This is a genomic window from Paenibacillus sp. FSL R7-0297, assembly GCF_038009025.1.
Lineage (GTDB): Bacteria > Bacillota > Bacilli > Paenibacillales > Paenibacillaceae > Paenibacillus_AQ.
Genome location: NZ_JBBPAQ010000001.1, coordinates 4,882,956 through 4,908,227 on the forward strand (window position 1 = coordinate 4,882,956; position 25,272 = coordinate 4,908,227).

Sequence of the window (25,272 nt, forward strand, 5' to 3'; positions counted from 1 at the left end):
GTACACCCGTTGATTATACGAGACTAGGCGTGGCATATCCATAAAAACAAAAAAAGAGTGTTCCAAGAAGCGGATTTCGCCTTTTGGACACTCTTCATGTACATTTACCTTCATTTATCAGGTGACAGTCCTTCGATGACCTTGTCAATATTCCATTGAATCATCTTAATGTAGGTGTCGCCGTCTTCCCCTTTTTTAGCTAAAGAATCAGTGAAGATCTTAGAATGTATAGGAACTCCTGTCTCATTAGAGATGGTTTCCATCGTCTTGGGATTCACGCTCGTCTCCAGGAATAACGCTGGCACCTGATTCTCTTCAATAATACTGATGATCCGTTTCATTTGCTCCGGCGTCCCTTGGCTGTCCGTATTAATCTCCCAGATGAACGCCGATTCGAAGCCGTAAGCCTTCGAGAAGTACTTAAAAGCCCCTTCGCTGGTAACAAGAATCCGTTGTTCCTGCGGGATCTTATTTACTTCCTCTTTGGCGTATTGGTCCAGCTCATTCAGTTCCTTCACGTAGGCTGTCTGATTGTTAAGATAATACTCCTTGTTGTCCGGGTCCTGTTCAATTACACGTTTGGTGATCACATCCACATACTTAATGGAATTCTGGATATCCAGCCAGGCATGGGGGTCCACTTGCGTTTCCTTGCCTTTCTCAGTCAGATACATCGGGGTCACTTCATCAGAGACAGCAAAGGCAACCTCGTTCTTGTTCGTGACCTTCAGCAGGTCCTGGAACCATCCTTTTCCCGTCTCCAGATTCAGGCCGTTATAGAAAATCAAATCTGCGCTGGACACCTTGCCCGTATCTGCGGGTAATGGATCGTACATATGCGGGTCCGTTCCGATGGGAACCATACTGTATACTTCAGCTTTGTCCCCGACAATATTCTCGGTCATATCCGCGATGATGGAGTACGTGGCAACAATCTGCAGCTTATCCTCACCCGCTTCCCCCTCATTAGCGTTAGAACAAGCAGCGAGCAGTGAGATCAGAACGATAGAGGATAGCCATTTGAGTTGTTTCATCCTTGCTTCAGCCCTTTCCTTAAGAAATTATTTTTGGGTGACAGTATGAAGGAGACTGCGAACAGGCTCACACCCACCAGTACTATCGTGGCACTTGTCGGGAGATTAAAGCCAAAACTGAGATACACACCTACAATTCCCGATACCGCACCCACCGCAGAGGCTAATACAATCATGTGGATCAGCGTGTGGGTCCATAAATAGGAGGTGGCTGCCGGGATTACCAGCATTGCAATGACCAGCACAATCCCCACTTGCGATAACGAGGATACCGTAACTACAGACAGCAGCATCATCAGCAGATAATGGTAGAAGCCTGTTTTTAAACCATAAGCCTTGGCTACTACCGGATCGAACGAACTGATCAGCAGCTCTTTATACAGCAATACAATAATGGCAATCACAACGAGCATGATGATGAAAGATTGCGTTAACTCAGACTGCGGAACGGCGAGGATATTCCCGAACAGAATATGAGTCAGATCCAGACCGCTTTTGGCAAAAGTAATAAGAACTATCCCCAGGGCGAAAAATGAACTGAGTATAATGCCGATGGAGGTGTCGCTTTTGATCGTACTGCGGCTTGTAATGAATTGAATGAGGATGGCGGCTAACAGGCCAAACAGGGATGCGCCCAGCAGGATGTTGATCCCCAGTATGTAGGACAACGCTACACCAGGCAGTACAGCATGAGATAAAGCATCGCCCATCAGCGACATCTTCCGGAGAACAATGAAGCTGCCCAGCGCTCCCGATACAATGCCCAGGATGATGGCGGATAAGCCGGCGTTAAGCGCGTAGACCGGGATGTTGAACAAATCTGACATAACATTAATCATGTTCGGCCCCTCCTGCCCCTTTGATGATCACATTGCCCAAGGAGGCACCATAGGCCGCGCGGATATTCTCGGTAGTGAAGGTATCTTTCACATCTCCAAAGGCGATCAGTTTTTTATTCAGGATAATAATTTTGTCAAAATACTCTTCCACCTCATGCAGATCATGGTGAACAACGAGAATGGTTTTGCCCTCTTCGCGAAGATGCTTAAGCAGATTCACGATAATCTTCTCACTGACCATGTCGATCCCGACAAACGGTTCATCCAGGAAAAAGACGTTTGCCCCCTGGGCGAGTGCCCTGGCAATAAAGACCCTTTGCAGCTGTCCGCCGGATAAATTGCTGATTTGTTTATTCGCAAGATCGCTTATATCCACCATCGCCATACATTCCTCGGCCCGTTCCCGTTCTTTTTTGCCGGGGCGCTGGAAGATTCTCAGGTTCGGGTACGTTCCAGTCAACACTGTATCCTTCACCGTGATCGGAAACGTGAGATCAATATCGTTTTTTTGCGGCACATAGGCAATCTTCCGTTTGTACTCCGAAATATCCCTTCCCTCAACCCTGACCGAGCCAGTTCTCTTCTTAATCACTTCTAATAATGCCTTAATCAGTGTTGATTTCCCTGCGCCATTCGGTCCGATGATACCCACCGTATGCCCCAAAGGGATCTCGAGATTCACATTCTCCAGTGCTGAACTGCCGAAATAATCAACGTTTAGGTCTTTAATCTCGATCATATGCTAACTCCTTATCTGCTAATAGCTGTCTGAAATCTGATGAAATTATGAGTCTGAATACTTATTGTTTCCTGAATGAAACAATAAGTTGTGAATACATAATAGTTTCCTTAGGGAAACATTTATTCTTATGAACAATATATTTAACTGCAGGCAAATTGTCAATAATAATTTAAATTTGTGTTACAATTTCAGCAGAAAGGGTGGTTGCATGTTGAGAATCGCAGATTTGAACCTGGAGCAGAACAATCAGGAAATATCGGGATTACTGGAGGAGCACAGCAGGCGGATGGATGATACTATCCCGCCCTATGAGCGCGAAATCCTCTCGCTGGCAGCTTATGAAGGAGATACATATGTTGGAGGTATTACCGGAGATATGGTCTGGAAGATTCTAAATGTTCATCTGCTGGCCGTCGATCCCGCCTATAGAGGCAACGGGCTAGGCGGAAGACTGCTTAAGGAGCTGGAAGACAGAGCCCGGTTGCGCGGCTGTAAAGTGAGTGAATTAACCACCATGAGCTGGCAGGCTCCGCGCTTTTATCAGAAGCAGGGGTACGAGATTTTCGGTGAGATCCATGATTGTCCCCAGGAAGGCCAAACGAAATATTATTTGAAGAAAATTCTCGAATAGCACGCAAAAATGCTCCCACACTGCCTGGGAGCATTTCTTTTATCTGAGTAGAATATGAGTTCATTTCTTTACCCGTTCCTCCAATTCCGCCGATATCGAAATGAAACTCGTAGTGGGTGTGCATGGACCGCTGAGAGCTACCTATGTGCTTATTTAGTAATCCGTAACATCAAATTCTCTATCCTTATAATAATATTTACGGTCTTCCTCTGTGATCTCACGGATAATTCTGCATGGGCTGCCTACTGCTATGACGTTATCGGGAATATCCTTGGTCACCACGCTGCCAGCTCCGATCACTACATTGTTACCTATGGTTACACCGGGATTCACTATAACATTGCCGCCTATCCAGACATTATTGCCGATCGTTATAGCAATACCGTACTCATATCCTGAATTTCTGGAATCCGGATGGATGGGATGTCCTGCGGTATAGAGCGATACATTCGGAGCAAACATGACATTATCACCGATGACGACTCTGCCGACATCAAGAATAGTACAGTTGAAATTAGCATAGAAATTATTCCCTACGGAGATATTTGTCCCATAGTCACAGTGGAAGGGCGCTTCGATATGAACTACCTCTCCTGTCTTGCCGATAATCTTCCGGATCAGCGCTGCTCTCTCCTCTTCTTCATCGGGACGGAGCAGATTGAACTGATGGACCTTCAGTCTGGCTGCTGTTCTTTCTTCCGTTAATCCATCCAGCCAAGCTTTATATGGGAGACCTGCAAGCATTCTTTCTTTCTGGTTCAATGATTGTTCCTGCCTTTTCTTGTAGAGTTATCAGCCAAAATGCACCTCAATCACATCTTATTAAAACTCTTGTAATAAGTTATACCATAATTATATGGGAAGAACAAGCAGCCCCGCCAATCGGCGGGGCTGCAAGACATTTTACACTGTCACATGCGTTCTCTTGTATAGAACCGGTATAGCCGCTGCGATTAGGATCATCCCCATAACAGCGGGCGCGGCATGTCCAAGCGATACATAGATTTGCCCCCCAATGAGAGGCCCGATCATCCTGGCCAACGCCTGAATCGATTGGCTGCCGCCTTGAATCCTCCCTTGTTCGCTCGAATCGGCAGACTTGGAGAGCATCCCGTTGAACGAAGGTCCAAAGATCGAATCACCAAAGCCGAAGATGAACATTCCAGCAATGAAAAGCGGATAGAACGTAAAGAGAGACGAAACGGCAATGAACCCATAGCCTATAATCTCCGAGACCATTCCCAGAATGGCTATCTGTTTATCATTTAATTTCTTCAGAAGCTTGGGCATAATGAAGCCCTGTGACAGGATATCCTGGAAGCCCATAATGGAGAACATCAGTCCGATGATTGCCGGCTTCCAGCTGAAGGTATCCATTGTAAATTGTGAGAACACAGCCTGCAGGGATCCATTGGGTATCCATAGCAGGAACGCTGAGATAAGCAGTCTGTTTAGATTCTTCATGGAGAGCAGACTGGCCAGCTGTGAGAATGGATTCAGTCTTACCAAGGTAATCTCTTGCAGTCTGTTATTCTTGTCCAGGCTCTCCGGCATGAACACAAGTCCATATACAACATTCAACAAAGTAACAACCGCTCCAAAATACATCGGCACAGCATAGCCAAACTTGGCAAGTAATCCGCCTACACTTGGGCCAATGATGGTGCCTGCACCTACTACCGCACTCACCCAGCCAAAGTACTTCGTTCTCTGCTCCGGAGGAATAATGTCTGCAAAATAGGCAAAAATCGTGCTGATGCTCCCGCCTGTTATACCTTCTATGATCCGTCCGGCGAACAGTACCCATAGAGCTCCTCCTAAGCCAAAGATAAAGTACCCGATTGCAGAACCTAACAGGCATAGTAAGAGCAACGGACGGCGGCCGTATTTGTCGCTTAGTGCTCCAAGCACCGGAGCCGCAAAAAACACGCAAAAAGCATAAACGGAGGTCAGCAGTGTAACCATTATCGCTTGTTCTCCCGGACTGCTGGTATAAGGCTGCACTAAGAATGGTACGACAGGTGCGATGATGCTGAAGCCTATTCCGCACAGAAATACAGAGATGAGACCGAAGATTAAAGCATGTCTGTCTACGGTTTGTTCTGTGTTCTGTATAGGGTGTGATCTGGATTTGAACATGTACTTCTCCCTTCAAACGTCATGATTATGTTTCCTAGGAAACATAATCATCCTACTGCATTTTTGTTTCCTCGTCAACAAAAAATGCAATATCAAAATCTCCAGGGGCGCCCCTCAGTCCGCTTCACCCGCAGCTTTCTATGCAATAAAAAGACAACCGTTCTCGAAAGAGTCCGGCTGCCTGAGGTTTCATTATCAGTATTCAATTCATTCCGATTTCAAATCTGCACCGAGTTTTGTGATTTCTGTATCCAAATGCCTGCTATACTTCTCAATGAAGCCAAGCATGTTGTCATATTGCTCCTCGGTTACCTGCTCGAATACAGCTTTATCCCGCTCGCGGAACTCCTGATGCAGCTCCTCATGGACTTTGCTGACCGCTTCCCCTTGCTTCGTAAGCCTGAAATAGATTTCTTTCTTATTATCCGGCTTCTGGTAGCTTTCGATATAGCCCTTTTCCATGAGCTTCTTGGTTATTTTACTTATGGCACTTCTAGTCATATAAAAATGCTCCGCAAGTATGGTCACGTTGGAATCCGCATTTTGCCCGATATATTCGATGCAATGTACCTCAGAGGGCTTGTACCCCTTAAGACTCTCTTCCATCTTGGATTTATTCAGCCAGCTCAGCTTGTTAAATAAATCCCTGAAATTCATCAGGACCTGTTCTTCTTTGTTCATGGCCTGCCCTCCCGACGCCTTAGTGCATTAACATTATAATTTTATTGTAGCACTTATACCCGGTAGGTCCAAAAGGATTCCCGTCCGAAGCGGATTTGAATCTCCTCCGCGGTCAGCTCCCGGCTTCCCACAAGCTCCGCCGCTTGATATTGCGAACGGTGGGACTGAATCGAGGCCATTTTCTTCGCTAGGAATGCAGCTACGTCTACGTTCACATCCGCCGGGCCGATCATCTGCTCATGGTTGCTGGAGAACGCAATGCAGTGCACTATTGGCCGCTGCGCAGCCGGGAGCCTGCTGAACGCCCGGATGACAGCGGCTCCGGTGGCATCGTGATCGGGATGGACACTATAACCGGGATAGAAAGTAATTACGAGCGATGGGGTCAATTCCTCGAGAAGTGCCAGCAGTGTATTATCCAGCAGCTGCGGGTCTTCGAATTCAATCATTTTATCGTGGAAACCAAGCATCCTTAAATCTTGTATGCCAATCGCACGGCAGGAGGCTATCAATTCTTCCTTGCGGATCTCCGGCAAAGTCACCCGATTCGCGAATGGCGGGATTCCCATGTTCCGTCCCATCTCTCCTAAGGTCAGACAGGCATAGGTCACCTTCGAACCGCTGTCTATGTACTTCGCCAGGGTTCCTGCAGCAGCAAAGGCTTCATCATCGGGATGCGGAAATACAACTAGAACGCGCTTATGCTCATTTTGATTCGTATCCATGGGTCACAGCCTCCTTCATTCTTCATTGTTTCCATTAAAATATTCAATAACAACGTCACGGAATATCCGTCCAGCCTGTGAAATGTAGCGGCTTTTAAGCCATAACAAGGCGATTTCCCTGACCAGTCCCTGATCCTCAACAGGGATCAACACTATATTATCCTGGGCATTCTTGGCCGTGCCGGGTATGAAGGCTAAGCCGATTCCGGCTTCCACCAGGGCGACGAGCCTTGCCGGTTCATCCCCTTCATACACATACTGTGGGGTAAATCCTGCGGATTGGCATACGGAGTCCACCAAATCACGAATCCCGTAGCCTCTTGTGACACCGGCAAACCATTCATCCTTGAGCTCTATTAGCGATAAGCTCTGGCGGCCTGCCAAACGGTGCCCCGCTGGAACGGCAACATAGATAGGGTCGGTGCAGACGATTTGACACTCCATATCTTCTCCCCATACCGGAGGTGAAGACAAGCAGAAATCGACCTCTCCCCTTCGAAGAAGGGTAATCATCTCCTGCATGGACAGCATTTGTACGTGAAAATGGACAGCCGGCAGCTTTTTGCGGAATTCCCGGAGAATATTAGGCAATGTGCTTGCGGTGGTGACGGCTAATTCAAGTGTATCCGGCTCCAGGCTGGACAGATCTCTAAGCTCCTGCCTCCCCTGCTCCAATTCAAACAAGGCCTTCTCCGCACGCTGAAGGAATCTGCTGCCGGACTCATTTAAGCGCAGCTTCCTCCCGGTCCGGTCAAACAAGGGAACCCCAAGATCCTCTTCCAGGCGCTGAATGGTCTTGCTGAGCGAGGACTGAGTCACATGCAACGTAAGTGCAGCCTCGGTCATATGCTCTAAACGGGCCACTGCGATGAAATATTGCAATTGAAGAAGTTCCATATCCCGCCTCCATTCATTCCCTCAAGTCTATGAAATCATAACATAAAATGCGTTGGAGTAAATAACCCATTTCAAGTACGATATCCCTAACGCAATGATAGGGGGAAATTACAATGAATACCCGCAGCTGGTGGTTAATGATATCCGTCGGGCTGGGAATCCTGCTAAACCCGCTCAACTCTTCAATGGTTTCTGTGGCTATACCACGATTACAGCATCAGTTCCAGCTTGATTACACCGTAGTTTCCTGGATTATCTTCTCATTCTATATTGCCAGCGCGGTTGCTCAACCTGTCATGGGCAAAGCCAGTGATCTATTCGGACGCAGGACCATCTTTCTTACCGGGCTGGTTATCGTCTTCGTTGCTTCAATATTAGCTCCTTTGGCCCCGGGCTTCGGGTGGCTGATCGTATTCCGGATTGTACAATCCATTGGAACGAGTATGGTGGTTGCGGTAGGAATGGCTATTGTGCGGGTGCATATTACGGAGAAGCAAGCAACCGCGCTGTCTGTTCTGTCGATGTTCACCTCGGGAGCCGCAGCCATTGGACCTTTTATCGGAGGGGTACTGATTCACTTATGGGGCTGGTCATCCATCTTCTTCATCAATGTTCCCTTTGTGACGGCAAGCTTTGTGTTAGCCTGGAGGACTATTCCGAAGGACCAGCCGCTGGCGGCCGCTGCCAATAAGCTGTCTGTACGCCAATGGATGAACCGTATGGATGTAACTGGTATTCTGCTATTCTCTGTAGGTCTGGTTGCCCTGCTAGCTCAACTGCTGTCTGCCAAATCCTCCGGACATGTCTCTTTATTCAATGGTATAGCCGGACTTGCCGGACTCGTTCTCCTTGTATTCTTCGTGCGGCATGAGCTCAGCGCCAAGTCGCCCTTTATTCCGCTGCGGACTTTCGCGAGCTATCCGGCGCTGACTTGGGTCAATCTCCAGTTCATGCTGGTTAATCTTCTGTTTTATTCTGTCTTTTTCGGCTTGCCGTCCTACCTGCAGCTGGTTCGTCATGTCAGCGAGTTCCACACGGGAATTCTTATGTTAAGTCTGGGTTTATGCTCACTGGTTGTCTCTCCGCTGGCAGGAAAATGGATCGATGTGTCCGGTCCAAGGCCCGCCATGGTAGTATCCGCAATCCTTATGACAGTCGGGTCAGTATGGATCGTGATGTTGAATCCGTCATCCCCGGTGATCAGCATATGCCTGGCTCTGGCGGCCTTCGGAATCAGTAACGGACTGAACAATGTCGCGATGCAAGCCGCCTTGTTCAATAGTTCTCCCAAAGACATCATCGGCGTATCCTCCGGATTATTCAGTACGTCCAGATACTTCGGGACCATCCTCTCTTCGTTGCTGATCGGCATCGTGATGGGTAATCAGTTCAGCTTCGAAGGATTCCGGGTATTGGGGATCATCCTCACCGTTGTTGCTCTGTCTCTGGTGTACATGGGCTGGCGGCGTATGGATTCAGTGCAGCAACTATAGAATCTTATAAAAAGGCTCCTCCGCAGTCCTTGTCACTGTCGGAGGAGCCTTGATAAGTTCATATTAAGTATCTGCAAACGTCTAGGCTTCTGCCATAAGCCCCTTTAGTCTTCCTGAAACAGATTCACTATCAGGGAAGATTGCGGCGGCACAGGTAAGAACGCGGATAGCTTCTTCACGGTGGCCCCTCCAGCTTAAAGTATCGGAGACGCGCACAAATTCAAAATCAACATAATAATATTTATCTTGCTCCAAACTATTGATACGCTGGTATTCATCAAGTGCCTTATCGACTCCATTGGTTACAGCAACCTTGGCAACGCGATGTGCCATCGACTGCTTGAGCTGACTAATATCTGAACCCAGCAGCAGATCAAGGATTGGGTAGGTTACGCTGCCCAGCCATACATAGTCACAGTTGGTCATTATAGAGATGCCGATATGATCATCCGGGAACAGAATCAGGTCACTCAGAAAGCCGGTATCCCATCCGGAATGCGAGAGAATCCGGGAGCCCTTATACTCACCCAGGAACCAGCCCAGCCCGACATGCCCATGTTCAGGGTCCCAGCCTGTAGCCATAGTAGGATTCCACATCTGATCATAGCTGCCGGGCTGTAAAGCGTTATACCGGTCCTTAGCCTTCCCCTGACCCAGCTGCATCAGCATATATTGGCTCATATCTTGGGCGTTGGTATACAGCGTGGAACTGGGAGCATGCGCCCTGTTGTATGGAAACACCTCACTTACGCCGGGGCCGTACCCTGTTGAATTCCTCAGCACATGAGGAGCAGCTAGAGCCGCTTCCACCTCCTGCTTCAGAAATGAACTGGATGTCATCCCCGCCGGTTCAAGAATATGCTCATACATATACTGCTCAAAGCTCAGCCCACTGACCTTGGCGATCAAATCCCCCAGAATCTCATAAGCGATATTACTATAAGCAAATTGAGTGCCGGGTTCGCTCAGCAGCTTGTGACGGCTGACGCTTTTCACGTACCGTTCGAGACTCTCTTCATCGTATTCAGGCCGGTCCCAGGCATAATCCTCTTCATCCGGCATGCCGGAGGTATGGTTGAGCAGCTGCCCTACAGTAATCTGAAGATAACGTTCATCCTCCATTTTGAAATAAGGAAGATAGTTCTTGACGGGCGAATCCAGCTCTACCTGTCCACGTTCCACCAGTCGCATAACCGCTGTAACTACGAATGTTTTGGAGACGGAGGCTTGATGAAATAAAGTGCTGCTATCCACTGGCTCACCTGTCGCCACATTGGCTGCTCCATACTCACCTGTGAAGATAACCTCGTTATCTTTAACAATGCCTATAGCTAATCCCGTAAACGGTCCATTCTCAACAAAATCGCTTAACATCGCGTGCAACGCACTTTCGATCGTCCGATAGATATTCATTCCATTGCCCCCTAAATGTGCCATACTCATTGGACAAATATAACATCACCAGGTGTTACTTAATGTGTAATAAACAGATTAACCTGAACTTTCCCTCAGCTACCCTTCAACCACGTCAGCCCGCAGGGCGGTGGCAACCTCAAGCATTACAGGAACGATGGCTTCTGTTGAAAGGGCTACGTACAAATCCCCCATGTACAACCGGAAAGGGAATTCCATCCCCTCATAGCTCCACATGAAAAATTCACCTTCAATGGACATCGTGCTCTCGGGTCCTTTTACGGTTAAGACGTGTGAGTACGAGAAATCGGGTTTGTCTGCAAAATACTGTGTGCACTCTTCCAAAGTAATGGCTTGCTCTGCATTACCTTCCTGCATCGAACGGGTGATACGCAAACGCTGACTCATTAATGAACCTCCGAAATTAAGAATATGAATGCTATGACTGCATTGCTTCTGTTAGATAAGATCTGACGGATTGAGAATCGCCAGAATCTGATGATCCTCCCATACTCCCCTGATTTTCACGTTGCGCTGGGCAATTCCTTCCTTGTGGAACCCGGCATTCTCCAGGACACGGATTGATCCGGGATTTGCGGGGGAAGCTTCCCCTGTGATCCGGTGGAACTTCAGCTCCTCGAAGGCATAGTGTACTACTTGCTTCACAGCTTCCGTCATGTAGCCTTTTCCGTTATAATCCTTATCCAGGCTGTACCCGATCATGCAGCTCTGCAGCGGTCCCCGCACAACAAAAGACAACCCTACGGTGCCGATAATCCGGTCATCTGCCTTATGACATACCAGGAAATCGTATCTTTCGTCCTCTGCCCTGTCTTCCTTATACTGTGCAATCTTGTCGCGCTGGTATTCTTCTGTATAGAACTCATCAGGAACATCAGGCGAATGTTTCTCAAAAAACTCCCGGTTGCGCTTGTACATCGCTGTAAGCTCACCGGCATCTGTATCCTCAGGGAACCGGACGTACACTTGTTGTTCCGTCATCTGTAACACTCCTATCGAGCTAAATTCATCACATAATTCATTGCATCTTCGAGAGTAGCTGCAATATAGTCCAGCTTGGTACCGGAGCATTGTTCTCTGTACTTAGCACTTATGTCTGCGCACACAGCATTTCTCCTCTCGGTTTTGCTGCAATGATATCCCCGAACTGGTAGGTCCAGAAGCGTTCGGTGCCGAACTTGCTGCGGATTACAGCATCTGTTATTTCACGGCCGCCAAGAAGCTTGTCCTCCTGGAACTGGGAGCTATGCGATAGAATAGACTTAATCTTCACAGCGAGGAATGAGGTCACATCTATATTTACATCTGCCTTACCGATCATCTTCTCATGATTGTTAGAGAAAGCGGAGCAATGTACAACTGGCCTTTCTGTCAGAGGTAACCGGGCAATGGTGCGAATAACAGCAGCTCCGGTGGCATCATGATCAGGATGAACGCTGTACCCCGGATAAAAGGTAATGACGAGCGACGGAGCCAGTTCCTGAATCAGCTTCATAATCTGACTGTCCAGCAGATTCGGGTCTTCGAACTCGATCATTTTATCATGGAAGCCGAGCATTCTTAAGTCTTGAATACCTATTGCCTGACAGGACGCAGCGAGCTCCTCCTTACGGATCACAGGCAGGGTAACCCGGTTCGCGATTAACGGAACCCCCATGTTGCGGCCCATCTCGCCGAGTGTCAGACAAGCATAAGTAACCTCAGCACCTTCTTCAATGTACCTAGCCAAGGTTCCGGATACAAAGTACGCCTCATCATCGGGATGGGGAAATACAACTAAGATCTTCTTATTGTCCATAGGTCTGCTATTCACGGTTGCTTGATCCTCCATTTGCATTAAAAAGGGTTCCGGCTAAGCTGCAGCGCCACAATCAGCTTGCCTTGACTATCATGTCCGGCCAGGATCAGCCGCTCGGTTTCGTTCTCATCCACATGGGTAAGTCCTTCCGCATAAATCCAGCCCTGCTCTGTCTTCAGGCCAACCCGGTAAGGACCCGTTCCCGAAATCGAACCGTGCGTGTAGCGGATAAGTGCATTACTGATGAACGCCGATCCCGGCGGACGCGAACTGTCAATGTGACTCGCGTAAGCGCCTGTTGTGAGCTCCAGGTGTATATAAAGATCCTGACCGGTGAAACGGTCGATTTGAGTTTGGATGTCTTTGGGGTGAATTAGCTGCATATTGTCCTCCTACAGTGTACGATTATGAATATTTTCAATAGCTTGTCCAGAGCCAGTGAATTCATTATACAAGAAAATTATTGAGCATGAAACGAAATAGTCCTTGTAATCACTGTCACCAACATCCCTCCTTGTGCATATGCTAAAGCCATATTGCTTACAGGAAGGAAGCTGAATGAATTGCTACGTACGGACCCGGTATATCAGATTCTGAAGTTGCTTGAAGAAGAGAAGGAACCCCGCTTCAATCAAATAGGGATGAACGAAAGAGATTTCAATATTACCCTGACCCATATTCACGAAGCCGGTTATGCTAATTCAGGTGAGTTAACTCACTCAGGCCTCAACTATATTCATGGGTATGAACAAAGGTTGAAATTTAAAATTAACCAGTCCCTGCAGAATTCTTAGTATTGTATTCCAAAAGAAAAAGCCTCAACGGTGAGGCTTTTTCAGTGAAGTACCATTTACAAATGACTTAGGCACAATCATCTACAGTTCATAATAATATTTCAGCTTGTTATTAACGAAATACAGATATTGATGGCCGTATACGATATATCCCAAATCTTCGTTATAGCTGTCGGGCTCTCCCCATGACAGATAGACCTGTTCAAACGTCATGTCGGTAATGATCCGCTCATCGCGGATAGCAGCCCATACGGCATCACTGCTGGGATAAGCTGTTCTAGGATTCTTAAAGTAGAATAGCTCCTTAAGGTAATCAACAGGGTTAACGGTCGTGTCTAGACTGATATAGATTTCCTGACCGTTCGCCCGGCGGATCTGTACCTCTAAACCGCCATCACCGGGACTGGAACGGAAATCTTTGACCGTAACCTTCTCCATGTTCTTAAAAGGACTTTCCGGAATCTTTGCATTTACAGCCCATGCCGAATCACCGTTGAAATTCTCTTTGAAAGCAAAGAGATTCTCTTCCGTGTACAACGTGTCGGTCTCACTGTCGTCCAGATCTAGCGTCCAGGTTATTCCAGCTTCGCTCAGCATGGTGAAAGTAGAAGTATTAGTATCATCCGCGTATTGAACATCGGTCACCCAGTGGCTGCCGGGATGTGCATATAGATAGACCTTCTTGCCCACAGCCTGGCCCATTGTTCCTGGAAGCTTGCTGATGGCGTAGAGCATACTGTTGCTCTTTATTTTGCCTTCTTCCGTACTCCAGATGAACAGTGTATACGAGCTGGTGGCATACTTGCCGTCTATGGCTCCAAGCTTAAGCAGTGTTTTGAACGCGACATAGTTGGAGTTTTTATACAGTATGGAATTGTCCTTGTTCAACTTCGCGCTTCCCTTACTTCCGGTGATTGTCACAACAGAGGCTGCGGTAGCAACGGTAAAGCCGGGAATCTGATTCAGCAGCTTCACAGGGACATAAGCCGAACCATTGACGAGTACAGACTTGGATGCCGAGATCATAAGTGTCCCGTCCACAAATGTGGAAATCTCCGTGTACTTCGATGCTGCGGCTGCCGCTGCCTGTCCGGTGCCTCCCGGATACCCCAGTCCGATCATGAGCAACAGTGTAGTGAGCAGTAATACAATCTTTTTCATAGTTGTTCTAGTTCCTTCCCCCAATGGATATAAGCTGCCCCTGGCTGTACGCTGGATTAGCTCAAATCAGATAATTCGACAATAAGTTAATTATTTCCTGCTTGTTCCTTGATTCATCAACTTTCTGTAGCACAGAATACAACATTTCCCTCGTAATATCGGCGCAAATCCAAAATTGTTGTCTACAGCCATAAAACAGCTGGCACCTGTGGAACGTATTCCGGGGTACCTGCTGTTTTATCTGCTTCGTTAGTTGAATCCACTTCTCCATTACACTCTGCCTTGAAGAGTTCTCTGCTGATGAGATTTCCGGTGACATTCCTCTGAAAAGATAAACAAAAGAACAGAGCTTCCCCCCCAACCGGAAGAAGCCCTACTCTTTATTATCCGCGGTCTGATCCAAATACAAGCCCGGCGCTGGCCTTCGCCTGCTCAATAACCCGCATCACCCGCTCACTGTGTGCGAGCATTTCCGCGGCCGTCTTTCTGTCTTGCTCTCGGATGAATCGTTCGAAGTGAAGGAATTCGTCATACATCCGGTGGGGGTGATCCTTGTGATCCACGCGGACGGGCTTCTCCCGGTTAAGGACATAATCGTAGGAGTCGCATCCACTGGCAGAACCATTGATCTGAATGTACCCTTCCGTCCCCTGAATGTTCACTGCACCTGGAGCTGAGCTGTCTTTGGCACCAATGCAGACGCATTTGAAATCTCCATAGTCCAGCAGCAGCATCCCCGACGTATCGATTCCCCGTTCCATGTTCGCCCGGTATTCCACGTACTGTGGACTTCCGAAGAAGCCGACAACCAGATGGATATTGTAGATATTAATGTCCATCAAGGCGCCGCCGGACATCTCCGGATTGAATGCAGGCAGTATCTCACCGCGTTTGAAAGCATCATAACGGGAAGAATACTGCGAATAATTGCACGTCACCATTTTAATGGAACCGAGACCAGCCAGCTGCTCCTTCACCGCCGTAACATTGTTCAAATATTGATTCGAGATGGCTTCAACCAGGATAAGCTCCCTGTGTTCAGCGATCTCTTTCAGCTCCAGAAACTCCGCCAGATTAGACGTGAACGGCTTCTCGCAGATGACATGCTTGCCGCTAAGCAGCGCCTCCTTCGTGAAGGCATAATGCAGATGATTCGGCAGTGCTACATAGATGGTATCCACGTCTGTATCCTGAAGCATAGCGCTGTAATCAGTATAGAGCTTGGCTATCCCGTACTGGTCCTGCAGCTCCTGCAGAGCGCCTTCCCTGCCGGGTCTGGCGAACACGGCTGTCAGTGATATTCCCGGAATCTCTCCGATGAAGCTGAGCAGATCCTTGACAATCATTCCGGCTCCGGCTATTCCTAGGTTCATTTAGCGGCACCCCTTCATTCCCTGCTCCAGAATCTGCATAACGCCTATGGTCTCTTCATCCTTAATCAATTTATCCGTGCCGAGGACGATGGCATCATAGATCCCGTCATACACCCTGGCATAATCGCCTTTGGCTGAGGAGACCTTCTCTTCATGGTACTTGCCCTCATCATCGAGATACGTTAGAATACCATAATGCTCCGGCAGGTCAATACCGAAGTCACTGTGACCCTCAGGCAGGTGAAATAACTTTAGATGCTCCTCCTGACGGTCCTTCGTCTGCTTGACGAACACACCTTTTTTACCATAAAGTACGAAGCTTGGCCGCTCTTTGAGCCGGAAGTAGCTGGATTTAACCGATACTTTTAGCGAAGGGTAGAAGAAATCCAGATCGAAGTAATCGTTCATCTGCTGCGGTCCCAGCAATTGGCGGACGTCGTAATGAATGGTATCCGGTTTGCCGAAGTATGACAGCACCTGATCAATGGTATGACATCCATGTCCATACAAGTAACTGTAGTACACAGAGAATGGAGTTGAAGCCGGAACCTCGGGACGATAGTAATCAAAGTGCATTTCCACTTCCAGCAGATCTCCAAGCTTACCGGATTCTATAACCTGCTGTGCGGTGAGGAAATCTGAGTCATAACGTCTGTTCTGGTAGCACTGAATGACAAGATTCCGCTCTTTGGCATACTGAAAGATAGAGACTGCTTCTTCTTCCGTCAGCATAAAAGGCTTCTCCACCAAAACATGCTTGCCGTGATCCAGCGCCATTCTGGCATAATGATAGTGGGAATCGGTGTTGGTGCACACTACAATCAGCCGGATCTCCGGGTCGTTCATTATGGATTCAAGATCGTCCGTGTATTCAATCCCGGGCACTCTGGGCCATTCCGCTTTCGTAAGCGTACGGGCATAGATCGTCTTGACCTTTAAGTGATCGCGGTTCATGGAAAATGGAAGGTGGTAGCGGTTGGTGCTTTTGCCGTTGCCGATATAGCCGAGTGTTAACATCATAATTCCTCCTCTTCTCTTTCATTAATTATAGAAAAAAAAGACCCGCCGTGAAGACTTAGCAGGCATAACGGTACAATTATCCGTTCATATGTAATTACCGGTATAAATCCTTGAACATTATGTTCAGAGCCGGGTCTGTTATAGCTTAGAAATTCAATTCTTGAGGTGAGCCTTAGTCATGAAGCTGCTGCTGCAATTAAAGGAAATGAACCATTTTACCCCCAACGAACGAAGCATTGCTGCGCATATCCTGACCCATAAGGAAAGTATACTGCCGATGTCCATACAGGAGCTCGCCAAAGCTACCTATACCTCGCATTCGGCGATTAACCGCCTGACGCATAAACTCGGACTTGCGGGCTATAAGGAATTCATTCTAAAGCTGGCCCGGGAGTTCCAAATGGATGTCCATAGCATTTCTAATGTGGATGTTAACTATCCGTTTGAGCATGGTGAAACTCCCATCCAGGTAGCCAAAGAAATTGCGGAAGTAATGAAGGCAACCATTGAGAAGAATTTTGCCTTCCTGGAGGACGCCCAGCTTGCTAAGGCCGCAGAAATTCTGGACCGGTCCGGCAAGATCTTCATCTATGCGCTGGGCGATTCCGAGATCCGGGCGAAGAGCTTCCAGAATAAATTAATCAAAATCAATAAATACGCCGTGATTGCGACGGAGCTGTCGGAGTGGGAATATCATACGGTTAATCTTACGCAGCAGGACTGTGCCATTTTCTTAACCTATCACGGGTTATCGGCAAATAATTTGCAGGCGGCAAAGTACTTCACGCGCAACAGCATTCCCTTTATCACCATCACCGCTGCTCATGGTACGGAATTGGCCAAGCTCAGCACACTGTGTATCCAAGTGCCTGAGGATGAAGTGAAGCATGCCAAGATCGGCACCTTTTCCTCGCAGATTGCCTTTGAATATGTCCTAAATGTCATCTATTCCTGCATCTATAGAATTAACTACTCGAAGAATAAACTGGCTGCCCGGCAGGTCGTGAAGGATTTCTACACCGATGACGTGAAAACAGAGCTATAAGTTGGGAAAAGCGAGCTTATCAACCTTAATATTCACGATTGGCGGAGTCAGACCCAGCATATGCTCAACAGCCTGATGGACGTTATCTTTAAGAATCTGGCATACCTCAGGAATCTTGTATCCGTAGTTAATAATGATATCCAGCTGAATCGCCACGGCTTCATCCGTAACATCCACTGATAATCCATTGGTGCCAATCTTACCGCTTAGGCGCCGGGCCAGATTCCCGCTGACCGGGTTGCCGGACATTCCGGCAATGCCCGGTGTTTCGGTAACTGCATAGCGGATTATACTTGAAATCACCCGGTCAGAAATCTCCACGAGCCCCTTGAACGTATCCTGCTTCATTATTATTCCTCCTGAAAGTTATTTATCTGGGAATCCGGATCATGAACACCGTCGGCTCCCCTTCCCGGCTCTCCAGGATCAGAGAACCGCCCATCTTCTCAACGTTCTTCTTGGCTATGGATAACCCTAGACCTGTCCCCCCGCTTGCTGTCGTCCGGGCTTCATCTCCCCGTACAAACGGATCAAAGATCGTGGACCAGAGCTCCTTGGGAATGCCCACTCCATTATCAGCAATCTCGATCCGGACATCTGTATCCTCCGGAATAACCGTCACACGGATGCGTGTCCCTTCAGGATTATAGGCAAGCGCATTGGAGATCAGATTGTTGATCACGCTTGCGAACAGCTCCGGATCATAATGGGCATACACCTGTTCTTCAGGCACCTGCAGCTGCAGCTCGAACTCTTTTTGCTCAATTTCACCGTAGGTATCGGCGATAATCTCCCGCAGCTGATCCCCCAGCTCCAGCCGCTCCACGCGAAGAATGAAGTCCGGTGATTCCAGCTTGAGCAGGTCCAGCATATGCTGAATCAGCTTCGTCACCTGTACGGATTTGGTATAAATATAATTCAGGTATTTGGTCTGCCGTTCAGGGTCCGTAACCCGTCCTTCGATCAGCGCCTGTGCATAACCCTGAATACTGGTAATCGGTGTCTTCAGATCATGTGACAGATCGACCATCAGCCGCTGCTTGCTCTTCTCGGCCTGCCGCTTCTCCTCCGTAGTCCGCTCAATGACATCCGCCATATAGTTGAAGCTATTGCCAATCCGCAGAAATTCCGTCTCCGCATAGAGGGCAATCCGTGTATTGTAGTGCCCTTCCATCATACGGTTCATCCCCAGATTTAGAACCCGCAGCGGCTTCTTGATCCTTCTGGAGACCCAGTAGCTATATACAAAAATCAGCATTAGAATCAGACCGCTGACCACAAACACATAAAAGAACACCGAATGGTTCAGATAGGCCATCAGCATTTCGTTGTTAATGGATACGCTGACCACATGGCGGGGAATCTTGAGCAGCAGCCAAGCCACTCCGCTGTCACTATCCACTTGAGAAATGGAGTAGTAATAGGGCTGATCGCTGCGGTTCTCCAGCCCCTGGAACAGACTGTTCTCATCATAGCCCATAGTCTGATCCTGCTTATCTCCAATAACGCGGATAACCTGCTTGCCCGAATCGAGCAGCTCCAGCCACCCTCCGCTTTGCAGCAACCGGTCGCTCTCCGGTCCCTGGCCCAGCTCGTTACGGTAATCTCCGGCTTCGACCGACAGATCCGGATCGGGGATCAGTTTCTCCATGATGACGTGGGTGATATCCTTCTGGATGAACAGATAGACCACCAGTACAAGCATCACCAGCATACAGTTGAACAGCAGAAAGTCGATCGTCAGCGACGTTTGCAGCGGGCGGTTATCTCTACTTTTCCACGGGTGCTTCAATTTTGTACCCCAATCCCCTGATCGTCTTCAGGTATTCCGGTTTCTTGGAATCACGCTCGATCTTATCGCGGATATTGCTGATATGCACCATAATGCTGTTGTCCTCATAGACATAGAAGTCTTCCCAGACGGCCTCATAAATCTTCTTGCGCGTAAATACCCGGCCCGGCTGCTCCATCAGCAGTTCGAGGATTTTGTATTCGGTAGAAGTCAGCGCTACCGGTTCGCCGGATACCTCAACCTGACAGCTGCTCCGGTCAAGCGTTAACCGTCCGAGCACAATCTGTTCTTTCGTCTGTTCTTCTTCTATAGCCTTGGCATCGAACTGATGCACCCGCCGCAGCAGAGCCCCGACACGGGCAACGATCTCCAGCGGATTGAAGGGCTTCGAGATATAATCGTCTGCTCCCAGCTCAAGACCTAAGATTTTATCATGATGCTGGCTCTTGGCTGACAGGAACAGCACCGGGAAATGCTCATGCTCACGAATCCGCTTCAGCAGCTGCAGCCCGTCCATCCCCGGCATCATAATATCGAGAATAGCCAGATCTATCTTGTTATTCTGCATCTGCTTCAGCGCCTCGATTCCGTTCTGTGCTTGCAGAATGTTGTATTCCTTCTCAAGATACAGCTGCAGAAGCTCTACAATCTCCGATTCATCATCAGCTATGAGAATGGTATACATGGTGAAATCCCCCTCTATCTAGTTGTGCAAGCTGCGCTAACTGTAACTATAGCCTGCCATTCTTAATCCAGTCTAAACCAAATCTAAAGAATAGCTAAAGATTAATGCTGCTTTTCTTAAGAAATGATATCCCGAATAAGACAAAAAGAACAGCCTGGAGCAGCCATTAAGCCGCTTCCCGGTCTGTTCTTTATCTTTTAGCGCAGATTTGCTCCTGCTTGCCAGTGAAAGTGAAAGTACGTCTGATGCTTATACCGTAGGCACGGTTCCTCCGTCTATCACATATTCAGCACCTGTAATGGATGCTGCGCGGTCGGAGGCCAGGAAAGCTACCAGCTCGCCTACTTCCTCGGGGAAGCCGGGACGGCCCAGCGGAATCCCGCCCAGCGCATCCATTACAGACTGCAGCGCGCTTTCAGCACTGCCCGTAACCTTGGCGATATTCTCCATCATGGCATCTGCCGCTGTCGTTTGAATGAATCCAGGGGCAACACGGTTTACACGTATACCTTGTGGAGAGAATTCTTTGGAGAGGCTTTTACTGTAATTGCTTAGCGCTGCCTTAGCGGCTGCATAAGGAATAGTGGATTCGACCAGCGGCAGCACTCTTTGAATTGAAGAGATATGAATAATCACACCTTTTCCCTGTTCCAGCATTAAGGGGATCAGGCCCCGGTCCAGCCGGACCGACGCAAGCAGGTTGAGATTCAGCGCATCCATCCAGTGCTCGTCGCTTGCCGCAAGAAACCCGCCGGGAGGTGTAGAGCTGCCTCCGATGTTATTCACTACGATATCGATGCTGCCGAAACGTTCCTTAACCGCAGCAATCACTTTCTCCACGCCTTCTTTGGCAGACAGATCTGCTTGTACGAACAAGTCAGCATCCGCCAATCCAGACGGGAGTGTGCGGGCAGTAGTCATCACTTCAGCACCGGCTGCTTTAAACCGGTTAACGATGGCCTCCCCCATACCCTTGGTGCCACCTGTCACCAGTATTTTTTTGCCCTCGTATTCTGTCAGCGGGTTTGCATAAGTTATAGTCATTGTTGCAGCCTCATTTCATTAGTGATTCCTCGTTCAAGCTGCCGGGTGCAGTCCTTCAAGGTCTATAATAATTTTAAGCTTGATTAAGTTATGCGTCTAATTTATTATTTTCATTAAATCTATTATTAATATTAATGTAATGAGGAGACCCGTCTGAAATGGAGCTTACCCAATTAGAATATTTCCTGACCGTGGCTCGGCTTGAGCATATGACCTCCGCATCCAAGGCGCTTAGAATTACCCAGCCCGCGCTGAGTCATGCTATCTCCAAGCTGGAGAGTGAGCTGGGCGTTCCTCTGTTTGAGCGGAAAGGACGCAATGTCCAGTTGAATAGGTATGGGGTTATGTTCAGCAAATGGGTAGAAGAAGCGATGAACAATATCGGCAACGGTATACGTGAAATCGGAGAATGGTCGAATGCGGAGAGCGGTGTCATCCACATTTCGTATCTGAATATTCTCGGTGTTGACCTGGTGCCTTCACTGATCAGGGATTATCAGGCGGACAACCCCAAGGTACGGTTTAATTTGTATCAGGGAAATCATGGGGATATCGATGAAGCTCTGGAGACTGGCACTTCGGATATGCTGATCACTTCCAGAGAAACCACAATGAACGATGACGAATGGATGATTATCCGGCGAATGCCGATCTTTATTGTGGTCTCCACTCAGCACCGGTTTGCTTCACGCTCCAGTCTGAGTTTGTTTGAGCTGTCCGGTGAACCCTTTGTCGGCTTGAAAACGAACTGTGGACTCAAAGCTACGATTAGCTCGCTATTCAAAAACACCCATTTCGAGCTGGCCTCGACTTATGAAGCAGAGGACCTGATTACGGTAGCCGGCTTCATCAAAGCCGGGCTTGGAGTCTCTGTACTGCCGCAGACGCTGGGCTTAATGCTGGACGGCCTGGTCTGGATTCCGATTGAGGAAGAGGGCTGGGAATGGGAGGTCGGCTTGAAATGGCGTCATGACCGTTACCTGTCTCCTGCCTCCAGACGGTTTCTGGATTATATTCAGCAGGTTCGACTGAAGTCTGAATAGATGAGGGCTTATAATCTTGAAAAAGACACAAAGGAGCGACTCTCCCGGAATGGAGAATCGCTCCTTTGTGTTATTATTTCGTTCCTGCTATTGAATCAGCGCCTGAAGCTCGGCAACAGTTGCCTCATATTGCGGTTTGAATTCAGCAGATTTCATATAATTAGCCACGCTGGTCAAGAACTGTCTGCCTTCAGGGGTCTCGCTCACCTTACCTGCATCCAGTGCACATACCAGCAGATTACCGTTGCCTACACGGCATTCCGTAAGGAAGCTAAGCTTATGATTACGTTCGAAATTATCAATGGTCTGCACAACGGGATTCCAGCTGCGGTCAACATCATCCATAATCAGCGATTTCGAATTCTCCACAATGCTCCACCATGGATAGGTCGAATGCTCCTCACCCGGGAACTCATGAAGTACCGGGTGGCTGTTATCAATCAGCAGACCCATTGTACCGACAGGTACAGGCCGGTTCATGCTCTCCGATATCGAACGGAACATCGGATAACACCAGAAATCGGTGCAGTAATACCCTTCTACAGCATTCTGGAGAGAGTCCGGCTCTGGCATCAGCAGCACATTCCCACCCTTCTCCAGCAGTGCAAGCGCCTCTTCGGACAACTCCGTGAATACGTGAATGTCCTCAAGCGGGTTGCTGCTCTGCTCAGGGTATACCCACAGGTCGTAGCTCTTGCGGATATCCGTTCCCTGGATGGAAAGGGATAATACGATCTTATTCATCCGTTTTACGGTAGGAAGAGTTACCGCCAAATCGCAGATATCGATATAATGGCTTCCGGCCGGAATCGCCACTAAGGTTGATCCTTCGGCTATTACGCTACCTTCTCCTGCAAGCTGCCATAGCAGCTGAGCGGAATCCGGCATACCGCTACGGAAGCAGCTAAGCTCCACATGGGCAGTGAACAATTCACCCGCAGTATAATTATACTTAGGGAATCGTGCCATCAGCACCGCATCATTGCAGAACGTACGCCATTCCTCGGCACTGATCAGTCCCTTGGAATCCATGAAGGCATCAAGCACGCCAACCAGCGCAGTTCCCTGACCGCTGAAATCCTGCAGGTCCAGCAGCTGGAAGCCGGCCAGCCGCCGCGAGCGGAAGGCAGCCTCAAGCTCTTCCTTATAACAGGCTACCGCAAGCTGGCCGGAGGCTTCAAAGTATTTCGATGCCAGATGTCCCAGTCCCTTGCTCTCCAGCCGTTCACGGAAAATTACAAAGTTCTCAGCTTTGAGCGAACCTGTGTATTTCGCGATTTCTTCGAAATTAGGGAACGTAGCGTATTGTCCGATCTCATGCGAGACTACCGGAACCTGCGGAATCCATTCGCCGGATTCTCCGCCAGCCTTCACCGTTTTGGCTTCGGTGCCATACTGGATCTGGATCTCACCGCCTGCAGCAGCAGCTTGTCCTCCTCCATTCAGGAAATCCGGAGGAACGATCTGGTCGTCATAATCCTTCATCGTGCCGGGCACAGCGGTCTGGACATGTCCCAGCGGAGCATCGCACATCGCATAGGAGCCTCTGAACAACCGGTCACGGGTGAAGCGAACCCCGCTGAAGAAGTCGTCATGCTCCAGAACCTCCGGTACCCATTGGTGGTTATTGGAGCCTTGGGTGTATAAAGGCCGGTCATCGAACGCTTTGTAGTCCTTCAGGAAGGAATCAATCTTCTCTTTGCTGCCCCACAGCTCGTTGCCGAGAGACATCATTACGAAGGATGGATGATTGCCAAACTCCCTTAGAATGGCATAGCCTTCACTGATCAGGTAATCCTGCTCTGCCTGATTATGCCCTTCGTCCGTTTCTACCGTAATCGTACCCCAGAACGGAAGCTCCGGCTGCATGTAGATCCCAAGCATATCTGCAGCGGTAAAAGCAGCCTCCGGCGGACAGCAGGTATGGAAACGGTAATGATTGATCCCGTAAGACTTGGCGATGCCAAGAATTCTAACCCATTCTTCAACATCTGTCGGAGCATAGCCGGTCAGCGGGAAGATCAGACCGTCATGTTTGCCGCGGAGGAAGGTCTTCTCCCCGTTAATCGTGAACTTGTCACCTTCTGCCCGGAATTCCTTCAGTCCGAAGATAACCTCCTGCCTGTCTATGACATTGCCTTCGCCATCCTTCAGAACCAGGAGGATGTTATACAGATTGGGAGCGGATTCACTCCATAGCAGCGCCTCATGACCGAGCGCATAGTCTACTGAGAACTTACCTGGTGCTACTATGTACTCCTGCTCTTCTACCGTGTGTGAATCCTCACAATTGAAGCTCTTGGCAGATACCACAAGAGTAGTCTCGCTCTTACTCTCCAGAGTTGCTGTGATGCGGACGGAACGTGCAGCCAGCTCCGAATCCAGGCGGATGCCGCTAAGCTGTGACTCTCCGTAGAATTGCAGCTCCATACGGCCGGTAATTCCGTTCCAGTTCGTCTGGGTATCCGGCGAAGTCAGATGTCCGCCTTTGGTCGGGTAACCCGTGTTGTCTACCCGGATCGTGATTGTATGCGTTCCCGGCAACAGCTGCGGCAGCTTATATACATGGGCAGTGTTCAGACTGTCACGGCTGCCAATCTCCTGCCCGTCCACCCACAGCGTTGTAAGCCGTGTACGTTCCAAATATAGATAACTGCTCTTGCCGGCCAGCTCCTCTGGAATGTTAATCTCCCTGGAGTACCAGACGGGTCCTTCGAACATATATTCATCCGTAAGAGCGCTTACCAAAAACTCCTCATTCTTCGGTCCTTTGCGTGCATGGGAGGTTGTTCCCGGCAGTGTGATTACATCTGTGTAAGGTAATACAAGTCCCTGCTTACTCTCGTCTAACTGCAACTTCCATTCGCCTTCGAGGCTGATCTTTGTCTGCAAAATCCTCACT

General features: G+C 48.7%; 25 protein-coding genes and 1 pseudogene. 5 read left to right on the plus strand and 21 right to left on the minus strand.

Annotated elements, in window-relative coordinates; all coding sequences use genetic code 11:
* Positions 1–110: 110 nt before the first annotated feature.
* From MKZ24_RS21285 to MKZ24_RS21295, 3 genes are read right to left on the minus strand one after another with little or no spacing between them, the layout of a single operon-like run.
* Positions 111–1,034 carry a metal ABC transporter substrate-binding protein gene (locus MKZ24_RS21285; protein WP_340786154.1) on the minus strand — a complete coding sequence of 308 codons (924 nt, stop codon included), beginning with the start codon at positions 1,032–1,034 and terminating at the stop codon, positions 111–113.
* Entirely contained in the window at positions 1,031–1,873 is an 843-nt protein-coding gene (locus MKZ24_RS21290; protein ID WP_171719534.1) for a metal ABC transporter permease, read from the minus strand. The genes MKZ24_RS21285 and MKZ24_RS21290 overlap by 4 nt, the downstream gene beginning before the upstream one ends.
* Complete coding sequence (locus tag MKZ24_RS21295; RefSeq protein WP_340790199.1) at positions 1,866–2,609, minus strand: metal ABC transporter ATP-binding protein; 744 nt, start codon at positions 2,607–2,609, stop codon at positions 1,866–1,868. The genes MKZ24_RS21290 and MKZ24_RS21295 overlap by 8 nt, the downstream gene beginning before the upstream one ends.
* A gap of 214 nt (positions 2,610–2,823) precedes the next feature.
* Here MKZ24_RS21295 and MKZ24_RS21300 point away from each other — a divergent pair, with 214 nt between their 5' ends.
* Positions 2,824–3,246: a GNAT family N-acetyltransferase gene (locus MKZ24_RS21300; RefSeq protein WP_340786160.1), complete on the plus strand. Its 423-nt coding sequence runs from the start codon at positions 2,824–2,826 to the stop codon at positions 3,244–3,246.
* A gap of 70 nt (positions 3,247–3,316) precedes the next feature.
* Positions 3,317–3,403 (plus strand): annotated as a pseudogene (locus MKZ24_RS21305) (LUD domain-containing protein); the annotation flags it as partial.
* Here MKZ24_RS21305 and MKZ24_RS21310 read toward each other — a convergent pair.
* From MKZ24_RS21310 to MKZ24_RS21330, 5 genes are all read right to left on the minus strand, one after another.
* Entirely contained in the window at positions 3,400–4,008 is a 609-nt protein-coding gene (locus MKZ24_RS21310) for a sugar O-acetyltransferase (protein ID WP_340786163.1), read from the minus strand. The pseudogene MKZ24_RS21305 and the gene MKZ24_RS21310 overlap by 4 nt on opposite strands.
* 141 nt (positions 4,009–4,149) lie before the next feature.
* Positions 4,150–5,385 carry an MFS transporter gene (locus MKZ24_RS21315; RefSeq protein WP_340786165.1) on the minus strand — a complete coding sequence of 412 codons (1,236 nt, stop codon included), beginning with the start codon at positions 5,383–5,385 and terminating at the stop codon, positions 4,150–4,152.
* 207 nt (positions 5,386–5,592) lie between these two features.
* The gene (locus tag MKZ24_RS21320; protein ID WP_039291759.1) at positions 5,593–6,066 is read right to left on the minus strand and encodes a MarR family transcriptional regulator; all 474 of its coding nucleotides are present in this window, start codon (positions 6,064–6,066) and stop codon (positions 5,593–5,595) included.
* A gap of 53 nt (positions 6,067–6,119) precedes the next feature.
* Entirely contained in the window at positions 6,120–6,791 is a 672-nt protein-coding gene (gene bshB2 / locus MKZ24_RS21325) for a bacillithiol biosynthesis deacetylase BshB2 (protein WP_340786171.1), read from the minus strand.
* 15 nt (positions 6,792–6,806) lie between these two features.
* Entirely contained in the window at positions 6,807–7,688 is an 882-nt protein-coding gene (locus tag MKZ24_RS21330) for a LysR family transcriptional regulator (RefSeq protein ID WP_340786174.1), read from the minus strand.
* A gap of 113 nt (positions 7,689–7,801) precedes the next feature.
* On the opposite strand from MKZ24_RS21330, the gene MKZ24_RS21335 reads away from it, so the two are divergent.
* Positions 7,802–9,181, plus strand: coding sequence for an MFS transporter (locus MKZ24_RS21335; protein WP_340786177.1), 1,380 nt, complete (start codon positions 7,802–7,804; stop codon positions 9,179–9,181).
* Positions 9,182–9,262: 81 nt separating this feature from the next.
* Here MKZ24_RS21335 and MKZ24_RS21340 read toward each other — a convergent pair whose 3' ends face one another.
* The 8 genes from MKZ24_RS21340 to MKZ24_RS21375 all read right to left on the minus strand — a co-directional run bounded on the left by MKZ24_RS21340 (position 9,263) and on the right by MKZ24_RS21375 (position 16,758).
* On the minus strand, positions 9,263–10,594 hold the full coding sequence (locus tag MKZ24_RS21340; protein WP_340786179.1) for a serine hydrolase domain-containing protein: 1,332 nt from the start codon (positions 10,592–10,594) through the stop codon (positions 9,263–9,265).
* A 99-nt stretch (positions 10,595–10,693) separates the two neighbouring features.
* Positions 10,694–11,002 carry a hypothetical protein gene (locus MKZ24_RS21345; RefSeq protein WP_340786182.1) on the minus strand — a complete coding sequence of 103 codons (309 nt, stop codon included), beginning with the start codon at positions 11,000–11,002 and terminating at the stop codon, positions 10,694–10,696.
* Between the two features lie 51 nt (positions 11,003–11,053).
* Positions 11,054–11,596: a GNAT family N-acetyltransferase gene (locus MKZ24_RS21350; protein ID WP_340786184.1), complete on the minus strand. Its 543-nt coding sequence runs from the start codon at positions 11,594–11,596 to the stop codon at positions 11,054–11,056.
* A gap of 109 nt (positions 11,597–11,705) precedes the next feature.
* Complete coding sequence (bshB2, locus tag MKZ24_RS21355; protein ID WP_340790200.1) at positions 11,706–12,413, minus strand: bacillithiol biosynthesis deacetylase BshB2; 708 nt, start codon at positions 12,411–12,413, stop codon at positions 11,706–11,708.
* 38 nt (positions 12,414–12,451) lie between these two features.
* The gene (locus MKZ24_RS21360) at positions 12,452–12,796 is read right to left on the minus strand and encodes a YojF family protein (RefSeq protein ID WP_340786189.1); all 345 of its coding nucleotides are present in this window, start codon (positions 12,794–12,796) and stop codon (positions 12,452–12,454) included.
* A 492-nt stretch (positions 12,797–13,288) separates the two neighbouring features.
* Complete coding sequence (locus MKZ24_RS21365) at positions 13,289–14,368, minus strand: hypothetical protein (protein WP_340786192.1); 1,080 nt, start codon at positions 14,366–14,368, stop codon at positions 13,289–13,291.
* Between the two features lie 383 nt (positions 14,369–14,751).
* Complete coding sequence (locus MKZ24_RS21370; RefSeq protein WP_340786194.1) at positions 14,752–15,741, minus strand: Gfo/Idh/MocA family protein; 990 nt, start codon at positions 15,739–15,741, stop codon at positions 14,752–14,754.
* A complete protein-coding gene (locus MKZ24_RS21375; RefSeq protein WP_340790201.1) occupies positions 15,742–16,758 on the minus strand; it encodes a Gfo/Idh/MocA family oxidoreductase in 1,017 nt (338 codons plus the stop codon).
* Between the two features lie 181 nt (positions 16,759–16,939).
* Here MKZ24_RS21375 and MKZ24_RS21380 point away from each other — a divergent pair, with 181 nt between their 5' ends.
* Positions 16,940–17,806, plus strand: coding sequence for a MurR/RpiR family transcriptional regulator (locus MKZ24_RS21380; protein WP_340786196.1), 867 nt, complete (start codon positions 16,940–16,942; stop codon positions 17,804–17,806).
* Here MKZ24_RS21380 and MKZ24_RS21385 read toward each other — a convergent pair.
* The 4 genes from MKZ24_RS21385 to MKZ24_RS21400 all read right to left on the minus strand — a co-directional run bounded on the left by MKZ24_RS21385 (position 17,801) and on the right by MKZ24_RS21400 (position 21,327).
* Entirely contained in the window at positions 17,801–18,154 is a 354-nt protein-coding gene (locus MKZ24_RS21385; protein WP_340786198.1) for an Asp23/Gls24 family envelope stress response protein, read from the minus strand. The genes MKZ24_RS21380 and MKZ24_RS21385 overlap by 6 nt on opposite strands.
* Before the next feature lie 22 nt (positions 18,155–18,176).
* Positions 18,177–19,598 carry a sensor histidine kinase gene (locus tag MKZ24_RS21390; RefSeq protein ID WP_042236414.1) on the minus strand — a complete coding sequence of 474 codons (1,422 nt, stop codon included), beginning with the start codon at positions 19,596–19,598 and terminating at the stop codon, positions 18,177–18,179.
* Positions 19,576–20,283: a response regulator transcription factor gene (locus MKZ24_RS21395; protein ID WP_042236412.1), complete on the minus strand. Its 708-nt coding sequence runs from the start codon at positions 20,281–20,283 to the stop codon at positions 19,576–19,578. Before MKZ24_RS21395 ends, MKZ24_RS21390 begins: the two co-directional genes overlap by 23 nt.
* Before the next feature lie 249 nt (positions 20,284–20,532).
* Complete coding sequence (locus tag MKZ24_RS21400) at positions 20,533–21,327, minus strand: SDR family oxidoreductase (RefSeq protein WP_042236411.1); 795 nt, start codon at positions 21,325–21,327, stop codon at positions 20,533–20,535.
* Between the two features lie 158 nt (positions 21,328–21,485).
* Here MKZ24_RS21400 and MKZ24_RS21405 point away from each other — a divergent pair, with 158 nt between their 5' ends.
* The gene (locus MKZ24_RS21405) at positions 21,486–22,370 is read left to right on the plus strand and encodes a LysR family transcriptional regulator (protein ID WP_042236410.1); all 885 of its coding nucleotides are present in this window, start codon (positions 21,486–21,488) and stop codon (positions 22,368–22,370) included.
* An 87-nt stretch (positions 22,371–22,457) separates the two neighbouring features.
* Here the strand turns inward: MKZ24_RS21405 and MKZ24_RS21410 are convergent, their stop codons facing one another.
* Positions 22,458–25,271, minus strand: coding sequence for a glycoside hydrolase family 2 TIM barrel-domain containing protein (locus tag MKZ24_RS21410; RefSeq protein ID WP_340786204.1), 2,814 nt, complete (start codon positions 25,269–25,271; stop codon positions 22,458–22,460).
* Position 25,272: the final 1 nt, after the last annotated feature.

Coding starts and splice junctions, on each gene's coding strand:
- MKZ24_RS21285 (WP_340786154.1), bottom strand. CDS start 1,034: ATGAAACAACTCAAATGGCTATCCTCTATCGTTCTGATCTCACTGCTC.
- MKZ24_RS21290 (WP_171719534.1), bottom strand. CDS start 1,873: ATGATTAATGTTATGTCAGATTTGTTCAACATCCCGGTCTACGCGCTT.
- MKZ24_RS21300 (WP_340786160.1), top strand. CDS start 2,824: ATGTTGAGAATCGCAGATTTGAACCTGGAGCAGAACAATCAGGAAATA.
- MKZ24_RS21315 (WP_340786165.1), bottom strand. CDS start 5,385: ATGTTCAAATCCAGATCACACCCTATACAGAACACAGAACAAACCGTA.
- MKZ24_RS21320 (WP_039291759.1), bottom strand. CDS start 6,066: ATGAACAAAGAAGAACAGGTCCTGATGAATTTCAGGGATTTATTTAAC.
- bshB2 (WP_340786171.1), bottom strand. CDS start 6,791: ATGGATACGAATCAAAATGAGCATAAGCGCGTTCTAGTTGTATTTCCG.
- MKZ24_RS21330 (WP_340786174.1), bottom strand. CDS start 7,688: ATGGAACTTCTTCAATTGCAATATTTCATCGCAGTGGCCCGTTTAGAG.
- MKZ24_RS21335 (WP_340786177.1), top strand. CDS start 7,802: ATGAATACCCGCAGCTGGTGGTTAATGATATCCGTCGGGCTGGGAATC.
- MKZ24_RS21340 (WP_340786179.1), bottom strand. CDS start 10,594: ATGAATATCTATCGGACGATCGAAAGTGCGTTGCACGCGATGTTAAGC.
- MKZ24_RS21345 (WP_340786182.1), bottom strand. CDS start 11,002: ATGAGTCAGCGTTTGCGTATCACCCGTTCGATGCAGGAAGGTAATGCA.
- MKZ24_RS21350 (WP_340786184.1), bottom strand. CDS start 11,596: ATGACGGAACAACAAGTGTACGTCCGGTTCCCTGAGGATACAGATGCC.
- bshB2 (WP_340790200.1), bottom strand. CDS start 12,413: ATGGACAATAAGAAGATCTTAGTTGTATTTCCCCATCCCGATGATGAG.
- MKZ24_RS21360 (WP_340786189.1), bottom strand. CDS start 12,796: ATGCAGCTAATTCACCCCAAAGACATCCAAACTCAAATCGACCGTTTC.
- MKZ24_RS21365 (WP_340786192.1), bottom strand. CDS start 14,368: ATGAAAAAGATTGTATTACTGCTCACTACACTGTTGCTCATGATCGGA.
- MKZ24_RS21370 (WP_340786194.1), bottom strand. CDS start 15,741: ATGAACCTAGGAATAGCCGGAGCCGGAATGATTGTCAAGGATCTGCTC.
- MKZ24_RS21375 (WP_340790201.1), bottom strand. CDS start 16,758: ATGTTAACACTCGGCTATATCGGCAACGGCAAAAGCACCAACCGCTAC.
- MKZ24_RS21380 (WP_340786196.1), top strand. CDS start 16,940: ATGAAGCTGCTGCTGCAATTAAAGGAAATGAACCATTTTACCCCCAAC.
- MKZ24_RS21385 (WP_340786198.1), bottom strand. CDS start 18,154: ATGAAGCAGGATACGTTCAAGGGGCTCGTGGAGATTTCTGACCGGGTG.
- MKZ24_RS21395 (WP_042236412.1), bottom strand. CDS start 20,283: ATGTATACCATTCTCATAGCTGATGATGAATCGGAGATTGTAGAGCTT.
- MKZ24_RS21400 (WP_042236411.1), bottom strand. CDS start 21,327: ATGACTATAACTTATGCAAACCCGCTGACAGAATACGAGGGCAAAAAA.
- MKZ24_RS21405 (WP_042236410.1), top strand. CDS start 21,486: ATGGAGCTTACCCAATTAGAATATTTCCTGACCGTGGCTCGGCTTGAG.